This window comes from Mesorhizobium sp. WSM4849, assembly GCF_055811385.1.
Map to the genome: position 1 here is coordinate 204,557 of NZ_JBVVPW010000005.1, position 16,684 is coordinate 221,240.

17 protein-coding genes are annotated in these 16,684 nt (G+C 61.4%); 12 read left to right on the plus strand and 5 right to left on the minus strand.

Annotation, left to right across the window (positions count from 1 at the left end):
• The first annotated feature begins 71 nt into the window (after positions 1–71).
• Complete coding sequence (locus tag AC0L3L_RS07440; RefSeq protein WP_473487608.1) at positions 72–761, plus strand: HAD family hydrolase; 690 nt, start codon at positions 72–74, stop codon at positions 759–761.
• A gap of 39 nt (positions 762–800) precedes the next feature.
• Here AC0L3L_RS07440 and AC0L3L_RS07445 read toward each other — a convergent pair whose 3' ends face one another.
• Positions 801–1,475, minus strand: coding sequence for a hypothetical protein (locus AC0L3L_RS07445; protein WP_473487686.1), 675 nt, complete (start codon positions 1,473–1,475; stop codon positions 801–803).
• A 126-nt stretch (positions 1,476–1,601) separates the two neighbouring features.
• On the opposite strand from AC0L3L_RS07445, the gene thrC reads away from it, so the two are divergent.
• The 4 genes from thrC to AC0L3L_RS07465 are packed head-to-tail and all read left to right on the plus strand — an operon-like array spanning position 1,602 to position 7,810.
• Entirely contained in the window at positions 1,602–2,999 is a 1,398-nt protein-coding gene (thrC, locus tag AC0L3L_RS07450) for a threonine synthase (RefSeq protein ID WP_473637118.1), read from the plus strand.
• A gap of 14 nt (positions 3,000–3,013) precedes the next feature.
• Positions 3,014–4,306: a M16 family metallopeptidase gene (locus AC0L3L_RS07455; protein ID WP_473637119.1), complete on the plus strand. Its 1,293-nt coding sequence runs from the start codon at positions 3,014–3,016 to the stop codon at positions 4,304–4,306.
• A 15-nt stretch (positions 4,307–4,321) separates the two neighbouring features.
• Positions 4,322–4,918, plus strand: coding sequence for a GNAT family N-acetyltransferase (locus tag AC0L3L_RS07460; RefSeq protein ID WP_473487610.1), 597 nt, complete (start codon positions 4,322–4,324; stop codon positions 4,916–4,918).
• 3 nt (positions 4,919–4,921) lie between these two features.
• Entirely contained in the window at positions 4,922–7,810 is a 2,889-nt protein-coding gene (locus tag AC0L3L_RS07465) for an EAL domain-containing protein (RefSeq protein ID WP_473487611.1), read from the plus strand.
• Between the two features lie 163 nt (positions 7,811–7,973).
• Here the strand turns inward: AC0L3L_RS07465 and AC0L3L_RS07470 are convergent, their stop codons facing one another.
• Both AC0L3L_RS07470 and AC0L3L_RS07475 read right to left on the minus strand, forming a co-directional pair.
• A complete protein-coding gene (locus AC0L3L_RS07470; RefSeq protein WP_473637120.1) occupies positions 7,974–8,900 on the minus strand; it encodes an oxygenase MpaB family protein in 927 nt (308 codons plus the stop codon).
• A gap of 165 nt (positions 8,901–9,065) precedes the next feature.
• Positions 9,066–9,329 carry a DUF4242 domain-containing protein gene (locus AC0L3L_RS07475; RefSeq protein WP_292180858.1) on the minus strand — a complete coding sequence of 88 codons (264 nt, stop codon included), beginning with the start codon at positions 9,327–9,329 and terminating at the stop codon, positions 9,066–9,068.
• Positions 9,330–9,480: 151 nt separating this feature from the next.
• On the opposite strand from AC0L3L_RS07475, the gene AC0L3L_RS07480 reads away from it, so the two are divergent.
• The 4 genes from AC0L3L_RS07480 (at position 9,481) to AC0L3L_RS07495 (ending at position 13,095) form a co-directional block, all read left to right on the plus strand.
• Positions 9,481–10,359, plus strand: a complete 879-nt coding sequence (locus AC0L3L_RS07480) for a LysR family transcriptional regulator (RefSeq protein WP_473528644.1) — start codon at positions 9,481–9,483, stop codon at positions 10,357–10,359.
• 17 nt (positions 10,360–10,376) lie between these two features.
• Positions 10,377–10,673, plus strand: coding sequence for a hypothetical protein (locus tag AC0L3L_RS07485; protein WP_473528645.1), 297 nt, complete (start codon positions 10,377–10,379; stop codon positions 10,671–10,673).
• Between the two features lie 146 nt (positions 10,674–10,819).
• Complete coding sequence (locus AC0L3L_RS07490; RefSeq protein ID WP_473528646.1) at positions 10,820–11,629, plus strand: class I SAM-dependent methyltransferase; 810 nt, start codon at positions 10,820–10,822, stop codon at positions 11,627–11,629.
• A 440-nt stretch (positions 11,630–12,069) separates the two neighbouring features.
• Entirely contained in the window at positions 12,070–13,095 is a 1,026-nt protein-coding gene (locus AC0L3L_RS07495) for a transglycosylase SLT domain-containing protein (protein WP_473637121.1), read from the plus strand.
• A 128-nt stretch (positions 13,096–13,223) separates the two neighbouring features.
• Here the strand turns inward: AC0L3L_RS07495 and AC0L3L_RS07500 are convergent, their stop codons facing one another.
• Entirely contained in the window at positions 13,224–13,832 is a 609-nt protein-coding gene (locus tag AC0L3L_RS07500) for a YqgE/AlgH family protein (RefSeq protein ID WP_473487616.1), read from the minus strand.
• A gap of 191 nt (positions 13,833–14,023) precedes the next feature.
• On the opposite strand from AC0L3L_RS07500, the gene AC0L3L_RS07505 reads away from it, so the two are divergent.
• The 3 genes from AC0L3L_RS07505 (at position 14,024) to AC0L3L_RS07515 (ending at position 16,063) form a co-directional block, all read left to right on the plus strand.
• On the plus strand, positions 14,024–14,830 hold the full coding sequence (locus AC0L3L_RS07505; RefSeq protein WP_473528648.1) for a protein-disulfide reductase DsbD domain-containing protein: 807 nt from the start codon (positions 14,024–14,026) through the stop codon (positions 14,828–14,830).
• Positions 14,831–14,953: 123 nt separating this feature from the next.
• Positions 14,954–15,436 (plus strand): redoxin family protein, encoded by a 483-nt coding sequence (locus AC0L3L_RS07510; protein ID WP_473637122.1) that lies wholly within the window; start codon positions 14,954–14,956, stop codon positions 15,434–15,436.
• 147 nt (positions 15,437–15,583) lie between these two features.
• Positions 15,584–16,063, plus strand: a complete 480-nt coding sequence (locus tag AC0L3L_RS07515; protein ID WP_473637159.1) for a DUF2938 domain-containing protein — start codon at positions 15,584–15,586, stop codon at positions 16,061–16,063.
• Between the two features lie 5 nt (positions 16,064–16,068).
• Here the strand turns inward: AC0L3L_RS07515 and AC0L3L_RS07520 are convergent, their stop codons facing one another.
• A complete protein-coding gene (locus tag AC0L3L_RS07520; RefSeq protein ID WP_473637123.1) occupies positions 16,069–16,662 on the minus strand; it encodes a histidine phosphatase family protein in 594 nt (197 codons plus the stop codon).
• Positions 16,663–16,684 lie beyond the last annotated feature (22 nt).

Genomic DNA, 16,684 nt, shown 5'->3' on the forward strand with positions numbered 1-16,684 from the left:
GATCGGCCTGTTGGTGTATGCCGCGCCGCCTGAACCGTCCCAGCCGCCTCCCTCCCGCTTTCCGGATCGCCATGCCTCAGCCAGACCTTGTCATCTTCGATTGCGACGGCGTGCTCGTCGATTCCGAAATCATCGCCGCGCGCATCGAAGCCGAGCTTTTGACGTCGGCCGGTTACGAGATATCGGCCGAGGAGGTTTCCGAAACCTATGCCGGGCTGACCTTCAAGGACATCATGATGCGGGTCGAGGAAAAATCCCGCGTCCCGTTCCAGGCCTCGCTGATCGATCGTGCCGAAGACCTGGTCGACCGCCGGCTGCGCAGCGACGTGCGCGCCGTCGACGGGGTGCACGAAGCGGTCGCCGCGGTGACTGCGCCGCGCTGCATCTGCTCGAATTCGCGCACCGAGCGGATCGAGTTCATGCTGGAGAAGGTGCATCTGCTGCCGTTTTTCAGCGGCCGGATTTTTTCCTCTCTGGAAACACCGAGCGGAAAATCCAAGCCGGCCCCAGACGTGTTTCTCTTTGCCGCGGCAAAGCTCCAGGCCGATCCGGCGAACACCTTCGTCATCGAGGATTCCGTGCATGGCGTGACCGGCGCCAGGACAGCCGGCATGCGTGTGATCGGCTTCACCGGAGCGGCGCACAGCTATCCCGGGCATGCCGACGCGCTGACCGAGGCCGGCGCCGAAACGGTCATCCGCCGCTGGGCGGAACTGAAAAGCGTGATCGCCGCCCTGTCGGAGTGGTCGGCGGATGCGTGAGACAGGCGTCCAAATGGACGCGCAGCTCCAAAGCCGCGGCTATTCGGCCGCGGCAATCTTCTTGTCGGTCTTCTTCGGCGGGCCTTCGTCATAGCCGGCGAACGCCTGATAATCCTTCGCGGTCGGCTCGGGAACGACAACGTTCGAGTCGGTGAAGACGAACTGAGTGGCACTGGAGGGATTGGTAACCTGGACCTGATGTTGGTGAAGCTGCGAGTAAAGGACCTCGGTGCCGTGCATCACAGCGATACGGATCGGCATGGTGATGGTGCCCGGGCTGAACATCGGTCCCGGAACGACCTTGCCGGCGACGGCGATCTTCATCGTCAGCGAGCCGTTGGCACGGTTGCAGTCGCGGGTCACGTCGGTGATCGAAGCCTGGTAGATGATCTTCGCGGAATCGTCCTGCTGATCGCTGCTCACTTCAAGCGCAGCAGCTTCGGCGTCCTGAGCGGCGGCTTTTTTCTTAGGCTTTTGGTTGCCTTTGGCATAGGTATTGAAGAAGGCGGTGCCGTCGCGCAGCGTCACTTTCGGACAATAGGCCAGCAACTGGCTGGCGAGAATCTTGGGGTCCGGCGGTGGTGGCGGTGTCGTGTCCTTCTTTCCGAAGCCCAGCATGCTACTGCCGCCTGATTGGCAGCCGGCGGCGGTAAGCATAAAGCCGGTGAGCGCCAGACCCGCGACGAAACGACCGTTGGATGAATGAAACGCCATGAACTGCACTTCCCTCTCGCAAAGCGGGTGACGTATATCAACCGCGCGGCAAAAATGCGACTGAGCAACTACGGAAATTAACCACTTTGCCGCGGACGGACCGCCCGGCAGCAATGGAACATGACGATGCAATATGTGAGTACCCGCGGGGAAGCGCCCGTGCTTGGATTTTCCGACGCGGTGCTCGCGGGCTTGGCGCGCGATGGCGGTCTTTATGTGCCTGATATCTGGCCGCAGTTTTCGGCGGCACAGATCCGCGCGATGCGCGGCCTTGCCTATCCCGACCTCGCCATCCGCGTGCTGTCGCCGTTTCTCGGCGGCGAGATCGCGATGCCGGTGTTCGAACGCCTGGTGCGCGAAGCTTATGCGACGTTCCGTCACGAGGCGGTCTGCCCGCTGGTGCAGACCGGCTCGAACATGTTCGTTCTGGAACTCTTCCATGGCCCCACACTTGCCTTCAAGGACGTGGCCATGCAGCTTCTCGCCCGGCTGATGGACCATGTGCTTGCCGAACGCGGCCAGCGCGCCACCATTGTCGGCGCCACGTCCGGCGATACCGGCGGGGCCGCCATCGATGCCTTCGCCGGGCGCAATCGCACCGACATCTTCGTCCTTTTCCCGCACGGCCGGGTCTCGCCGGTGCAGCAGCGGCAAATGACGACGTCCATCGCCGCAAATGTCCATGCACTGGCGGTCGAAGGCAATTTCGATGACTGCCAGGGCCTGGTGAAGGACATGTTCAACGATCACGGTTTTCGCGACCGGGTGTCGCTGTCCGGGGTCAATTCGATCAACTGGGCCCGCATCATGGCCCAGATCGTCTATTACTTCTCGTCGGCGCTGTCGCTCGGCGCGCCCGACCGGCCGGTCTCCTTCACGGTGCCGACCGGCAATTTCGGCGACATCTTCGCCGGCTACGCCGCCAAGAAGATGGGGCTGCCGATCGAGCGGCTGGTCATCGCGACCAACGACAACGACATTCTGGCGCGCACGCTGTCGAGCGGCGAATACCGCACGAAAGGCGTCTTTTCGACCACGTCGCCGTCGATGGACATCCAGGTCTCTTCGAATTTCGAGCGCTTGCTGTTCGAGGCGGCCGGCCGCGACGCCTCGACCGTGCGGCGCTACATGAACGGTCTCAAGCAGTCCGGAGCCTTCATCATCGAAGCCGGCGAGATTGCCAGGGTCCGCTCCGAATTCGATGCCGGTCGTTCGACCATGGACGAAGTCGCCGCTACGATCCGCTCGACGCTCGCAGCCAGCGAGTATCTGCTCGACCCGCACACGGCCGCGGCCATGCATGTTGCGGTTGCGAAGGCCACCAGTGCCGTCCCGATGGTCGTGCTGGGCACCGCCCATCCGGCAAAGTTCCCGGCCGCCGTCGAAGCCGCCAGCGGCGTGTCGCCTGCCCTGCCCGCATGGCTAGGCGGGTTGATGACATCAGAGGAAAAATACACGGTACTTCCATCCGACCTGAAAATGGTGGAAGATTATGTTAGCCGCCACACGCGGGCGGCAAGTTAGGGAGTATTTGCTTTATGGGTGTTGAGGTAAGCCGTCTGTCGAACGGCCTGACAGTCGCCACCGAAACCCTTCCAAGCCTCGAATCCGTCGCTCTTGGTGCCTGGGTCAAATCAGGGGCCCGCAACGAGCGTAGCGAAGAGCACGGAATGGCCCACTTGCTTGAACATATGGCGTTCAAGGGAACCAGAAGGCGAAGCGCCTTCGAGATCGCCTCGGAAATCGAGGATGTCGGCGGCGAGATCAATGCCGCCACCAGTGTCGAGACCACCTCCTATTATGCCAGGGTGCTGAGCGACGATGTGCCCCTGGCCGTCGATATCCTCTCCGACATCCTGCAGGAATCCGAGTTCGACCCGCAGGAGCTGGAGCGCGAGCAGCATGTGATCCTGCAGGAGATCGGCGCCGCTCACGATACGCCCGACGATATCGTCTTCGACCGCTTCACCGAGACGGCTTTCCGCCACCAGACGATCGGCCGCTCCATCCTCGGCACGCCGGAAACCGTCAAATCCTTCACCTCGAAGCAATTGCACAAATTCATCGAACGGCAATATGGCGCCGAGCGCATGGTGGTCGTCGCCGCCGGCGACATCAAGCACGACAATTTCGTGCGCGAGGTCGAGAAGCATCTCGGCGGTTTCCGCAGCAAGTCCGACAACACGATGCCGCAGTTTGCGCAATATGTCGGCGGCGATTTCCGCGAGGACCGCGACCTGATGGACGCGCAGATCGTGCTGGGGTTCGAGGGCCGCGCCTATCATGTACGCGACTTCTACGCCTCGCAGGTCCTGTCGATGATCCTTGGCGGCGGCATGTCGTCGCGTCTTTTCCAGGAGGTCCGCGAAAAGCGCGGGCTTTGCTATTCGGTCTATGCCTTCCACTGGGGCTTTTCCGACACCGGCATATTCGGCGTCCATGCCGCGACCGGGCAGAGCGACATCGCCGAACTGGTGCCGGTGGTTATCGACGAGTTGCAGATGGCCGGCGAGAGCATCCTGCAGGAGGAACTCGACCGGGCACGCGCCCAGTACCGCGCAGGCCTGATCATGTCCGCCGAGAGCCCGGCCAGCCGTGCCTCGCAGATCGCCCGGCAAATGCTTCTGTTCGGCCGGCCGATCGCAAAGGAAGAGCTGATGGAACGGCTGTCGGCGCTGACGGTCGAGCGGCTGACGGACCTGTCGTCACGGCTGTTTTCGACCAAGCCGACGCTGACTGCCGTCGGACCGGTGGGTACGCTCGCTCCCTATGAGGCGGTCCTCGAATCGCTATCGGGCACGCAGACCACGGCCCGAAAGCTCGCCGGCTAAGTCCATCAAAGCGTCATGTTCGCGCTCCCTTTCTTTCGCCGTGACCTGCCGGCACTGAAGGGTGACCGGGTCACGCTGCGCGTGCCGCTGACCAATGACTATCGTGAATGGTCGGTGCTGCGCGGGGAAAGCCGCGCCTTCCTGGAGCCGTGGGAGCCGCGGTGGAACCCCGACGAGCTCGACCGCACGGCCTGGCGGCATCGCCTCAGCCGCTATCGCGAAGACTATGCGCAGGGAACGGCCATAGCCTTCTTCATCTTCGAGAAAGGCAACGGCAAGCTTGTCGGTGGAATCACCCTCGGCAACATCCGCCACGGCGTCGCACAAAGCGGTCATATCGGCTACTGGATCGGCGAGCGCTACGGCGGCCGTGGCCTGATGACCGACGCGGTCAAGGTGGTGACGCGCTTCGCCTTCGATACGCTGAGGTTGCACCGGATCGAAGCGGCCTGTATTCCCGACAACGCCCGGTCGATCCGCGTGCTTGAAAAAGCCGGATTCCGGCGCGAAGGACTTCTGCGATCCTATCTCAGGATCAATGGCATCTGGCAGGACCACTACCTCTACGCCCGGATCGAAGACGATCCGCCGGGCGCGGGAACGAAGGACTGATTTTTGACGAATTTCCTGCGAATCGGGTCGTTGTTCGCCTTTGTGCTGACGGCAATCGTCGTGCTCTGCGCGGCGTCCTCGGCCTTCGCCGTCGAGCCGATCAAGATCGCCCGCGACGACGTGGCGCTCGATCTTTCGGGCGCCGTCGAAATCTACCGCAACCAGGGCGAGAACTTTCAGGTGTCGACCGCTCCGGGCCCGGACGGCATCGTGCGGCGCATCGAGGTCGAGGCCAATGATGCGCGCTCGACCGGTGACTGGGCAGTGTTCGCGCTTGCCAACACCACCGATCAGCAGCTCGACAGGCTGATCGTCGCACCTCATTTCCGGCTGGTGAATTCCGGCATCTTCTGGCCGGATCTCGGCTCGACCCGCATTGCCGCGATCACACCCAGCGAGGGCTTCGCGCTCGACCGCCAGACCAGCCCCGACGCCGATGTGTTTCGGGTGACGCTGAACCCCGGAACGGTGATCACCTTCATTGCCGAACTTGCCTCGCCCAAACTGCCGCAGGTCTATCTATGGGATCCGGAATCCTACAAGGACTCGGTCAACTCCTACACGCTGTTTCGCGGTATCGTAATCGGCATCGCCGGCCTTCTGGCGCTGTTCCTGACCATCCTTTTCGTCGTCAAGGGGACCTCGATGTTCCCGGCAACCGCAGCACTCGCCTGGGCGGTGCTCGCCTATATCTGCATTGATTTCGGCTTTCTCAACAAGGTTTTGGAAATATCGCCCGGCAACGAGCAGATGTGGCGAGCCGGAACGGAGGTGGCGCTTGCGGCGACCTTCGTGGTGTTCCTGTTCGCCTATCTCAACCTCAACCGATGGCACGGCCATTTCAGCTACGGCGCGCTGGTCTGGATTCTGGGGCTGGTACTGATCGCAGGCGTTGCAATCGTCGATCCGGCGGTCGCCGCCGGCATCGCCAGGCTGTCCTTCGCCGCCACCGCGCTGACCGGCCTCGGCCTGATCATCTTCCTCGGCATACGCGGCTACGACCGTGCCATCATGCTGGTGCCCAGTTGGGTCATGGTCCTGTTGTGGCTATGCGGGTCGTGGATGGCGATCACCGGCATGCTCGACAACGACATCGCCCAGCCGGCATTGGGCGGCGGGCTGATCCTCATCATCCTACTGATCGGCTTCACCGTCATGCAGCACGCCTTTGCCGGCGGCGCGCTGCATCAGGGCCTGTTCTCCGATCTCGAACGACAGGCGCTGGCCGTCGCCGGATCGGGCGACACGGTTTGGGACTGGGACGTGATGCGCGACCGCGTCGTCACCAAGCCGGATGTCAGCATCCAGCTTGGCCTTGCGCCCGACAGCCTGGGCGGCGCCGCCCGCAACTGGCTGCCGGTGCTGCATGCCGATGATCGCGACACGTTCCGCACAACGCTCGACGTGGTGCTCGAACACCGGCGCGGCCGGGTGTCGCAGAATTTCCGCCTGCGCGGTGCCGATGGGCACTATCACTGGTTTTCGCTGCGCGCCCGGCCGGTGATCGGATCGGACGGCGAGGTCATCCGGTGCGTCGGCACCATGGTCGACGTGACGGAGCAGAAAAAGTCCGAGGAGAGGCTGCTGCACGATGCCGTGCACGACAATCTGACCGGCCTGCCGAACCGGGAATTGCTGATGAACCGGCTGGAGGCGATCATCTCGATCGCGCGCACCGAAGAGAAGGTGCGTCCGACCGTCTTCGTCATCGACATCGACCGGTTCAAGCAGGTTAATGACGGGCTCGGCATCTCGGCCGGCGATACCATCCTGCTGACCATTGCGCGCCGGCTGCACCGGCTGCTCAAGCCGAAGGATTCGCTGTCACGCTTTGCCGGCGACCAGTTCGCACTGATGCTGCTTTCCGAACAGGACCCGGCCCGCATCGCAGCAGTTGCCGACGCCATCAAGCATGCGATCAACAATCCGATCACCTTTGCCAAGCGCGAGATCGTGCTGACCGCCTCGATCGGGCTGGTCACCTGGACCTCGGCGCAGAGTTCGGCCGAGGACATGGTCAAGGATGCCGAGCTTGCCATGCACCAGGCCAAGCGTTTCGGCGGCGACAGGATCGAGCCGTTCCGCCCCGCCTTCCGCACCGTCGGCACCGACCGGCTGCAGTTCGAGTCCGACCTGCGCCGCGCCATCGATCGGCGCGAATTCACACTCGCTTACCAGCCCATCGTGCGGCTCGAAGACGGCAGCGTTGCCGGCTTCGAGGCGCTTTTGCGCTGGGACCATCCGCGCCGCGGCATGATCCCGCCGGGCGATTTCATCCCGGTCGCCGAGAGCTGCGGCCTGATCGTGCAGCTTGGCTTGTTCGCCATGCAACAGGCCGCCGAAGATCTGGCCGGATGGCAAAAGCAGATCGGCGACGCGCCGCTGTCGGTTTCGGTCAACCTGTCCAGCCGCCAGCTCATCCGCCGCGATCTGGTCAGCGACGTCCGCTCGGTAATCGCGCGGGCCAATCTGAAGCCGCGCTGCTTCCGGCTCGAACTCACCGAATCGCTGGTGATGGACAATCCCGAGCAGACGGCCCATGTGCTGAACAAGCTGAAGAAGCTTGGTATCGGCCTGTCGCTGGACGATTTCGGCACCGGCTACTCATCGCTGGCCTATCTGACGCGCTTCCCCTTCGACACGATCAAGATCGACAAGAGCTTCGTCGACGACGCGACACCGAAACGCGCGGTGCTGCTCAAATCCATGGTCAACATGGCGCATGAACTCGGCCTTTCGGTCGTGGCGGAGGGCATTTCGGATGAAAGCGACGCGCTCGAACTGCGCCAGATGGGCTGCGAGTATGTGCAGAGCTTCATGTTCGGCGCGCCTATGCCCGGCGATCAGGTGCTGAAGACGCTGAAGGAACAGTATCCGCTGACTCGGGCTTGATTTCGTGCAAGTCGTTGTCCCAAAATTGCTGCGCACTTTGGGTGACATGCTAGGGGTCCGCCTCCGGGCGCTCGGAGGTTGCGAGTAACCCGTTTTGGTCACGCGGTATCGAAAACTAATTTGCTACCCGCGGCGCGGCTCCATCAATGTTGGAAAGCCTGAATTAACGTCGGCGATAGAGATAGTTCTCGGAAAGGCCGAGGCGACGGCACGATTGAACGGCCGGGGATGAAGGGAGGACGATGCTCTCGCAGATTGCAGCCGTCGTCTTCACAAAAGCACGCTCCCACGGCTTCAACGTCCAGCGGTCGCCGAGTGCCAAGCGTGTGCGCACCCAGCGGGGTAGGATCTCGACTGCCGCCTTCAGAAATGGCCGCTGAAGCGGTCGAGCCACTCCCGGCAAGGCGGGAACGTCTTCCATGATCTGCAGGAATTCCAAGACGATCGGCGACGGGACGAGTCTTTGCCGCATCACGTCGAACAGCGCGTAAAGCTCGGCCTGCGACGTGGGCGCCCCGGCCGCACCATAGAGAAGCGCGACGGGGCGAGCCTCAGCAGACATTGCGTCCCGTTCGAAAAAATACAGACGATGCACATAGACGTGATACGCCTCCATGAAACCAAACCCGGCCGTCGCTTGCACCCAGTCCAGCAACTCCGGGTCGGTGGCGTGGTATGGCTCACCTTCGCTGGTTCGACCCGAAACGCGCCCATGCATCCTGACCACACCTTCAATCATGGCCTTAGCCTTGGTTCGAGGGCCATAGACCGTAACCAAGGCAGCGAGGCCGGTACGCTGTAATCGTCGGAGCGCCTGCGAGCGGAATGTGCTGTGCTGCCAAATGGCGTCGCGAACTCGCGGCTCTGCCAATTCGAGCAGCACCGCCGTAACCCCGCCGATGAACAGCGCAACAGGGTTCTTGAAAATACGCCAGGATACCGAGTTGGGCGCTAACAGCGCCGGCTCGCCTTCCGGGGTCGAGAAGTCCATCTGCGATCCGAGCCGCTGGCGCATGAACGACTGCGCAAGAGTATCCACGCGGCGCTCAAGCGGGCGAGGCAGAGCAATGATGCCCGAGTTGCCAAACATGGTGCGCCTCCGACTCCTGCGAACAGCAAGCGTTAGACCTGTGGGCTAGCGGATACAGCAAGAACGTCCTGGTCTTTCCGTCGTTCCAAATGATCAGCCTGGCGCGCTGCGCATGACCCGCAAGAACACCGGGCCCGGATGATCACGAGCCCGGTCGTGCTGGCCTTATGGGGTAAGATCGAGCGCTGGTACGATCCTGTGATAGGGCAGCCCCGCATCGTCGTTTAGACGCTTCACGTCGGTATCGGAGGCAGCGTCAAACAGGCACATGCAGCGGCCGTCCTCCGGTGCGAAGGTCGAGCGCAGATAGCTGATGTCGGTGCCGTTGGAGGTCATCTCGGCGGCTTTGCTGATCGCCGCCTTCTGCGCACCTCCCAGAGCTTCCATGCTGATGCCCTTGAGGTCGCGTTCCACCATGTAGACAGTCATTTCCAGATCTCCTCCTGTGAACAGTGACCACAGGAGTTGAATGCAGTGGCGGTCGAAAGAGAACGACATTTTTTCTATCGATCGATAGCCGACAGTTATCGATGAAAGGATTACAATGTGGTTTCGTGGAACCGCCTCGGGAGGGCTCGCCATGGAGATGTTTCAGGTCCGCTACGTACTTGCCGCCGCGAAGATGCTGAACTTCACCAAGGCCGCCACCGATTGCAACGTGTCTCAGCCGGCGCTCACCAAAGCGGTCAAGACGCTCGAGGATGAGCTTGGCGCGCCCTTGTTCCACCGCGAGGGAAAGCGCGTCCTCCTGAGTGAGTTCGGACGCTCCATTCTGCCGCATCTTCAGCAGATCATGCAGGAGGCCCACGCAACCAGAACGCTTGCCGACAATTTCAGGCTGCTCAACCAGGTGCCGATCCGCCTCGGCGTCATGTCGACCATCGGCCATGTGAAGCTCGCCCGGTTCCTCGCAAAGTTCCAGCGCGATTATCATGGCGTCGAGCTCGAAGTCAGCGAGGCGAGCGTTCAGGAACTGAAAAACAGGCTTGAGCAAGGCGATCTCGATCTTGCCGTTCTCAATCCGCTGGAGGGATTGGGAGCGGCGTTCCGCGTCCATGATCTCTACAGTGAGCGCTACGTCGTCGTATTCGCGCCGGATCACCGGCTTGCGAGCCTCAATGCAATCAAGTTGGTCGATCTCTCTCAAGAATCCTATGTCGATCGTCTGTCCTGCGAAATGCGGGACTTGGTAATGGGTGTGTGCCGGGAAAGAAACGTCAGCCTTTATGCCCGCTTTCGTTCCGAGCGCGAGGATTGGATCCAATCAATGGTGCTGGCGCGGATCGGCTTCGCCTTCATGCCTGAATATTCGGTGACATCGCCTGAACTTTTGCAGCGTCCGCTGATCGAACCAGCGGTGGCACGCACGGTGTCCCTGGCTAGCGTTCCGGGCCGGCCCTATAGCCCGGCGACGGCGGCAATGGTCCGAGCTGCCCAGACGTTCGATTGGCCAGGCTAGGCGTTTATTGCTGAGGCTTGAGCTACTGCTGGTTTGAGATGCGTCTGCGCCGCCCTGGTGTTCCTCCGGCCGGTACCGACCGTATTCAGGACCTGCCGACACTCGATCGCTGCGCATTTTGGGCGATGTGGCTGTATGAGACGCCTAAAGGCGGTGAGATGGACATGGCTTTGCTCGCGGTGGAAGAGATGCCTCCAAGCTCTGCCTCAAGCTTCTGGATAGCGCGGGTCAGCGCCGGCTGGGTCACGCAGCAGCGACGCTGCCAGGAAGTAGCGGATTTCGTGCATCTGCATGGATTCGCCCTTTCCCGATGACAGCCATGCATCGGCGCGACAAAATATTAGCATTTTCTTTTTCTTCGGAACGACTGCAACTTTCTTGCTTCGTTGGAATCGCGCTCGCCCAAGGAGCGCGGGTGAAGGCTCACAATGGCCGGATGGAAATTTGAGGGAGGACAATCATGACCTTGCCCAGCTACGCAATGAACCAGGCAAGTTTCCCGGAGATGTACGAGCGGTGGCTCGTCGGCCCTCTCTTCCGTCCATGGGCCGAGATGGCTCTTGACGAGCTGGAATTGTCTTCGGGCGATCGCGTACTCGATATCGCTTGCGGAACAGGAATAGTGGCGCGCGTTGCAAAAGAGCGGCTCGGTGAAGCCGGATATATCGTCGGCATCGACATCAGCCCCGACATGCTTGCCGTGGCGCGGGGTATAGAACCAGCCATTGACTGGCGCCAGGGCAATGCCGGCGAGCTGCCTCTGCGTAACGGTGAGATGTTCGACGTGGTCGTCTGCCAGCAAGGACTGCAGTTCTTTCCTGACAAACCCGCGGCGGCGGCGCAGATGCGTCGCGCGCTGGCGAAGGGTGGCAGGCTGGCGATCGCCACGTGGCGCCCAGACGACGAAATCCCGTTCTTTCGCGAATTGCGCCGCGTCGCGGAGCGCCATCTGGGCGCCATCGCCGATCAACGGTACAGCTTCGGGGAAGCGGCTCCACTTGAGGCGCTGCTGCGAGACGCCGGCTTCCACGAGGTCCGATCGAGGATTGTTTCGCGCACCATCCATCTCGGGGAAGGCGCACCTTTCCTGCATTTGAATACGATGGCGCTGGTCGGGATGAGTTCCTTAGCCAAGGAAATGGGCGATCAGGAACGCAAGCGCGTCGTGGAGGCGATCGTGAGCGAGAGTGCGCCCGTGCTGCAGCCATACACCATTGGGTCGGGACTGGCCTTCGAGCTCAGCACCAATCTGGCGACAGCCAAAGGCTAAATGACTCTCACCAACGGAGAACTCGTTCGATCGAGTATTGCGCCGAGAATGGCTGCTCATGCACAATCTTCCGTTCGAGAACCGAAGGGATTGCCCCGCTGCGGTCGAGCGCAGACCACCTCAGGGAAATTTCTGCCCGCAATCGAGAGGCTTCACAAGCAACGCATCGGCTACGCAGCCCTCGATTAAAATCAGCTTGCTTTACATTTCGAATTATTTTGCCGCACTGTGGCCATTGTGCCGCCATTATCCATGACTAGCTAAATGAAGCACCGACCGTTCTTCTTGTCTTTTTCGACGTTGACGGCTCAACGTTGGAAATAGATCTGCCCCAGAATATCTGGGCGGCTAGACAAGGAACGGAGGGGGACCTGGCGTCACTCCAAAGGACAATTGAATTCTTTGCTTGCGGAGGCGTCCTCCTTTCGGGCGGACGGCCTTTGTCGAAAAGGATCGCGGGGCTTGGGCTGGCGGCGACAGTGGCAGCCATGCCATGGCCGGTCTATTCGGGAGTTTTGGTCAACGGAGTGACCGAAGCCGCAGTTGCCACTGCTGTTCCGTACTCCGCTTTGAGTTTCCCCTCGGCCGCGTCCGAGTTCGACATCATCGATCCGGGCACCATATCGACCTCCCGACGCAAGGGAGAAGGCACACTGGTCGACGCGTTGAAGGGCACCGTCTCCATCCTTTCCGAAGGCGCGGAACAGATCGTCATCGGGATGTCGGTGCACGAGTTCGGCGAATACAAGGTGTCGCAGTACATTGCCACCGAGATTCTGCGTGCCGCCAAGGACACCCAATTTCCAGCCGACACCCTTTTCGCGATCGCCGAGAAGGAATCCTCCTTCGACATCAACAACCGCCCGCCTAAAGGGTCGGCACTTGGTCTTATGCAGTTCCTCGACCAGACATGGCTCGAGGCGGTGAAGAAGTACGGTGCAGAGTTCGGCCTGGGCGACGAAGCGGAACTGATCCGGATCCGCCCCGAGGGCAAGCGCGAACACCATTTCGTCGACGACAAGGCCGAAGAAGAGCGCATCCTTGAATTCAGGCGCGATCCCTATCTGTCGGCAGCACTGGCGGCCAAGAACCTTCTCGCGGCCAAGGAACGCATCGAAGCCCGTCTCGAGAAGGCTATGGACGAAAGGGATCTTTACCTCCCCCATTTCCTTGGCACAAACGGGGCAGCAACACTCCTGTCGAATGCCGAAGAGAAGCCCAATGCCACGGCCAGCAAAATCTTCCCCAAGGCGGCGCGCTTCAATACTGCCATCTTCAAGGCCGAGGGAAATCAGCTCACCGTCGGCCAGTTTCACCAGCGCATGCGCTCCTTCCTGGAAGCCCGCATCGGCAAATACAGCGATGTCGAAACCCGCGTGAAACAGGCTGACCTGTCCTGGACAGCCGGTATCGAGAATCTCGTCTACGATTTGGGCAAACGGCTGGCGATGACACTGCAGCGGTAGCCAGCCAGGTATCGGGTTTTCACCACTAAAGCGCGTCGCGTTTGATCGGCCTCACGCGACGCGCTTTAGGTTGTTGTTTTATGCATGTCGCTATCGCAAAACCGCTGCACACTTTTGCGCGACATGCATTAGGCGTGCCCGGCCGCCAGGCTGAGATGCGCGAGGTCGATGCCGATCGAAGCGAGAATCCGGTCGTATTTGCGCTCGATGTCGGTATCGAACAGAAGCTCCGCATTTGCCGGGCAGGTCAACCAACCGTTCTCGGCGATTTCGCTTTCCAGCTGACCGGCGCCCCAGCCCGAATAGCCGAGCGCCATCAGCGCATGCCGGGGCCCACGGCCCGACGAAATGGCGCGCAATATGTCGACGGTCGCGGTCAGGCAAATGTCTTCGGAGACGGCCAGCGACGATTCCACCCGGTAGTCGCCCGAATGCAGGACGAAGCCGCGGCTGCGATCCACGGGTCCGCCGTTGCGCACGACGAAGTCGCGGGCCTGGGCGGGCAAGCGGATCGCCTCCTGTTCGTTCATGATGCCGAGCTGCACGAGCAGATCCGGAAACAGCATCTGCTGCGTCTGGTTGATGACCAGGCCCATCGCGCCTTCGTCGCTGTGCGCGCAAATGTAGATGACGGAGCGCGTGAAGCGGTCGTCCTTCATGCCGGGCATGGCAATCAGGAACTGGTCGTCGAGAAAGCCGCGTCCCGCAGCCATCTTCTTGTGGCGCAACAAGTCCATGAGGGGAGCGTAACGCGTTTCTGGAGCGCCGAAAAGATGCGCCGCGCGCGATTTGGTCGCAGATGTGCATCTAAGGTCACGCAAGCTGTGCCCGAGGTCACGCAAAAGCTGTGCCCGAGGTCACGCAAATATGATAGCAGCGACCCCATGAAGTCATTGCGCAGCCATGAAAGGACGCTCAAATCACCGCCATGCAAAGCTTGAAAGTCCTGCTGCTCAGCGCCGCTGTCGGATGTGGAACCGGCCTTCCCGCCGCAGCCTCCTCGTCGATCTGGTACAATAGCGAAGGCGGCAAAGTGCGGCTTGTGACCAGCGGCAAGCCCGACGAAGCCGGGCGCATCCATGGCGTCCTCGATATTGCGCTCAAGCCTGGCTGGAAAACCTACTGGCGCGATCCGGGCGACGCGGGCGTGCCGCCGCAAATCGATATCTCGGCCAGCACCAACATTGTCAACGCGACGTTTTCGTTTCCACCGCCCCAGCGCCACGACGACGGCTACGGCAAATGGGCCGGCTATGACCATCCGGTTTCGCTGCCGGTGACCTTCACGCTGTCGGCGCCGAACGAGCCGGCCGTCATCGATGCCGATATCTTTCTCGGCATTTGCGAGACGATCTGCATCCCGGTGCAGACGAAGCTGACCATCGATCCGGGCTCCGATCCGGACAATGTCGAAGATGCCGCATTGGTGAAGGCGGCCCTTGCAACCCTGCCTGCCCCCGCAGGACCCGATTTCGGCATCAATATCCTGCCGGGCGACCGCGAGACACTGATTGTCGAGGCGAGCTTTCCGGGCAATCCCGAAGCAGCGGATTTCTTCGTTGCCGGTGAGCGGGATTACATGTTCGGCGTGCCGGCCCGCAGCGAAAAGGAAGGCAAGCTGCTGTTTACCGTGCCTATCCTCGACAGGCCGACGACGACGCCGACGGATGGCGGACTTTACTACACGCTGACAACTGCAGCCGGCGCGGTCGAAGGCCTGCTGCCGTTCCCTTGATCCCGAGCAAAGGATGTTCAGGTCGAACATCCTTTTGTGTTCCCGGCTCCCCGAGGTTGCGGGAAACAGCTGAGTTCGCTATCGCAAGAACACTTCCATTCCATCTCTCAAGTGAGGACCAAGATGACGATTGCCGTTGGCGATAAACTGCCCGAAGCGACCTTCAAGACGATGACTGCCGACGGCGCAAAAGCGATCACGACGGCCGAGATTTTCTCGGGAAAGAAGGTGGTGCTGTTCGCCGTTCCCGGCGCTTTCACGCCGACCTGCTCCAACAATCATCTGCCCGGCTATCTGGACAATTACGACGCCATCCTGGCGCGCGGCGTCGACACCATCGCCGTCGTTGCCGTCAACGATGTTCACGTGATGGGCGCCTGGGCTCGCTTCAGCGGCGGTGAAGGCAAGCTCTTTTATCTTGCCGACGGCAATGGCGATTTCGTCAAGTCGATCGGCCTTGACGCCGATCTTTCCAGCGGCGGCATGGGGCTGCGCTCGAAGCGGTTTTCGATGATCGTCGACGACGGCAAGGTCACCGCGCTCAATGTCGAGACAAAGCCCGGCGTCGACGAATCCGGGGCGGCTCATATTCTCGGACAGCTTTAGATTTTCGGCTTGGGCTCTTAAAGCGCGTCGCGCTTTTAAGTCTTTGTTTTTCGTTATCCCAAAACCGTTGCGCACGCTCGGGTCAAGCGCGAGGGCAAGCTTTTGGGCGACATGCATTAGGGATTGTTTGCTTGGGGGACCTCAATGATGTTTGACATCTTCTGGCGCGCTGTGGCGATCGGCATCGGCGCCACGGCGCTCATGGACCTCTGGGCGATTTTTCTGAACACCGTGTTTGCTCAGCCGCGGCCGAACTGGCGACTGGTCGGTCGCTGGGTCTGGCATCTGAAGCGCGGCAAGGTGTTCCACGACGACATCGGCGAGGCAGCACCCTACGCGCATGAATCGGCGCTGGGCTGGGCCTTCCACTATTTTGTAGGCATCGTCTACGGCGTCGTTCTGGCCGTTTTGGCAGGAGCGGCGTGGCTGGCCGCGCCGACCTTCCTGCCGGCGTTCATCCTCGGAATCGTCACCGTGGGCGCCGGCTGGTTCCTGCTGGCGCCCGGCATGGGTGCCGGCTGGGCCGCATCAAAGCGCCCCAACCCTATGCAGATCCGCGCCCTCAACCTCGTGTCGCATACTGTGTTCGCGCTCGGACTTTTCGGCACGGCGCTGCTGATCCGTTAGCCAAATTAATCGTCGCGGTGCTGCGCCAGCCTGTCGATCGGCCGCCATCCGTGGACAACGCGACGCGCGCGGATATCGTACGCGAAATAGTTCCCGCCGCCCGCTGGCTGATCCGCCTCGCGGCTGATCTCCCGCTCGCCGAGAGAAACCAGCAGAAGCGTTCCGACACCTCCGTGGCCCACGAAAGCAACGTCGGCGGCGTCATCTGTGCCGAGCACAGTGTCTACCTCGCTCAGAATACGATGCTGAGCATCGATAGCCCGCTCCCATCCGCGAATGCTGCTGTATGGATTGGCGAAGAATTGGTCCGCGACCGCTTCGAACTCCGCAGGCGGTAGGAAACCGGTTGCCGATCGGTCATTCTCATGCATCCGTTCCCTCACCTCGACCTCAAGGCGGAGATGCCTTCCGAGTATCTCGGCGGTTTCCATCGCCTTGCGTTCACCCGATGACACGATACGCCGGATCGACCGAGCCCACGGCTGATCGAGCATTGCAGACGTTCTCGCTCGCCCGATGTCGGATAGCCCCCACTCTGGCACTGGAACATTGGCATCGATCCGAACCTGAGGATGCGTGATGTAGTATGCGATCGGCATGATAGGGTCTTCCTGCCAGAGA

What these genes read in the sequence shown, in the direction of transcription:
- AC0L3L_RS07440 (WP_473487608.1), top strand. Translation starts at nt 72, where the DNA reads ATGCCTCAGCCAGACCTTGTCATCTTCGATTGCGACGGCGTGCTCGTC.
- AC0L3L_RS07445 (WP_473487686.1), bottom strand. Translation starts at nt 1,475, where the DNA reads ATGGCGTTTCATTCATCCAACGGTCGTTTCGTCGCGGGTCTGGCGCTC.
- thrC (WP_473637118.1), top strand. Translation starts at nt 1,602, where the DNA reads ATGCAATATGTGAGTACCCGCGGGGAAGCGCCCGTGCTTGGATTTTCC.
- AC0L3L_RS07455 (WP_473637119.1), top strand. Translation starts at nt 3,014, where the DNA reads ATGGGTGTTGAGGTAAGCCGTCTGTCGAACGGCCTGACAGTCGCCACC.
- AC0L3L_RS07460 (WP_473487610.1), top strand. Translation starts at nt 4,322, where the DNA reads ATGTTCGCGCTCCCTTTCTTTCGCCGTGACCTGCCGGCACTGAAGGGT.
- AC0L3L_RS07470 (WP_473637120.1), bottom strand. Translation starts at nt 8,900, where the DNA reads ATGTTTGGCAACTCGGGCATCATTGCTCTGCCTCGCCCGCTTGAGCGC.
- AC0L3L_RS07475 (WP_292180858.1), bottom strand. Translation starts at nt 9,329, where the DNA reads ATGACTGTCTACATGGTGGAACGCGACCTCAAGGGCATCAGCATGGAA.
- AC0L3L_RS07480 (WP_473528644.1), top strand. Translation starts at nt 9,481, where the DNA reads ATGGAGATGTTTCAGGTCCGCTACGTACTTGCCGCCGCGAAGATGCTG.
- AC0L3L_RS07490 (WP_473528646.1), top strand. Translation starts at nt 10,820, where the DNA reads ATGACCTTGCCCAGCTACGCAATGAACCAGGCAAGTTTCCCGGAGATG.
- AC0L3L_RS07500 (WP_473487616.1), bottom strand. Translation starts at nt 13,832, where the DNA reads ATGGACTTGTTGCGCCACAAGAAGATGGCTGCGGGACGCGGCTTTCTC.
- AC0L3L_RS07505 (WP_473528648.1), top strand. Translation starts at nt 14,024, where the DNA reads ATGCAAAGCTTGAAAGTCCTGCTGCTCAGCGCCGCTGTCGGATGTGGA.
- AC0L3L_RS07510 (WP_473637122.1), top strand. Translation starts at nt 14,954, where the DNA reads ATGACGATTGCCGTTGGCGATAAACTGCCCGAAGCGACCTTCAAGACG.
- AC0L3L_RS07515 (WP_473637159.1), top strand. Translation starts at nt 15,584, where the DNA reads ATGTTTGACATCTTCTGGCGCGCTGTGGCGATCGGCATCGGCGCCACG.
- AC0L3L_RS07520 (WP_473637123.1), bottom strand. Translation starts at nt 16,662, where the DNA reads ATGCCGATCGCATACTACATCACGCATCCTCAGGTTCGGATCGATGCC.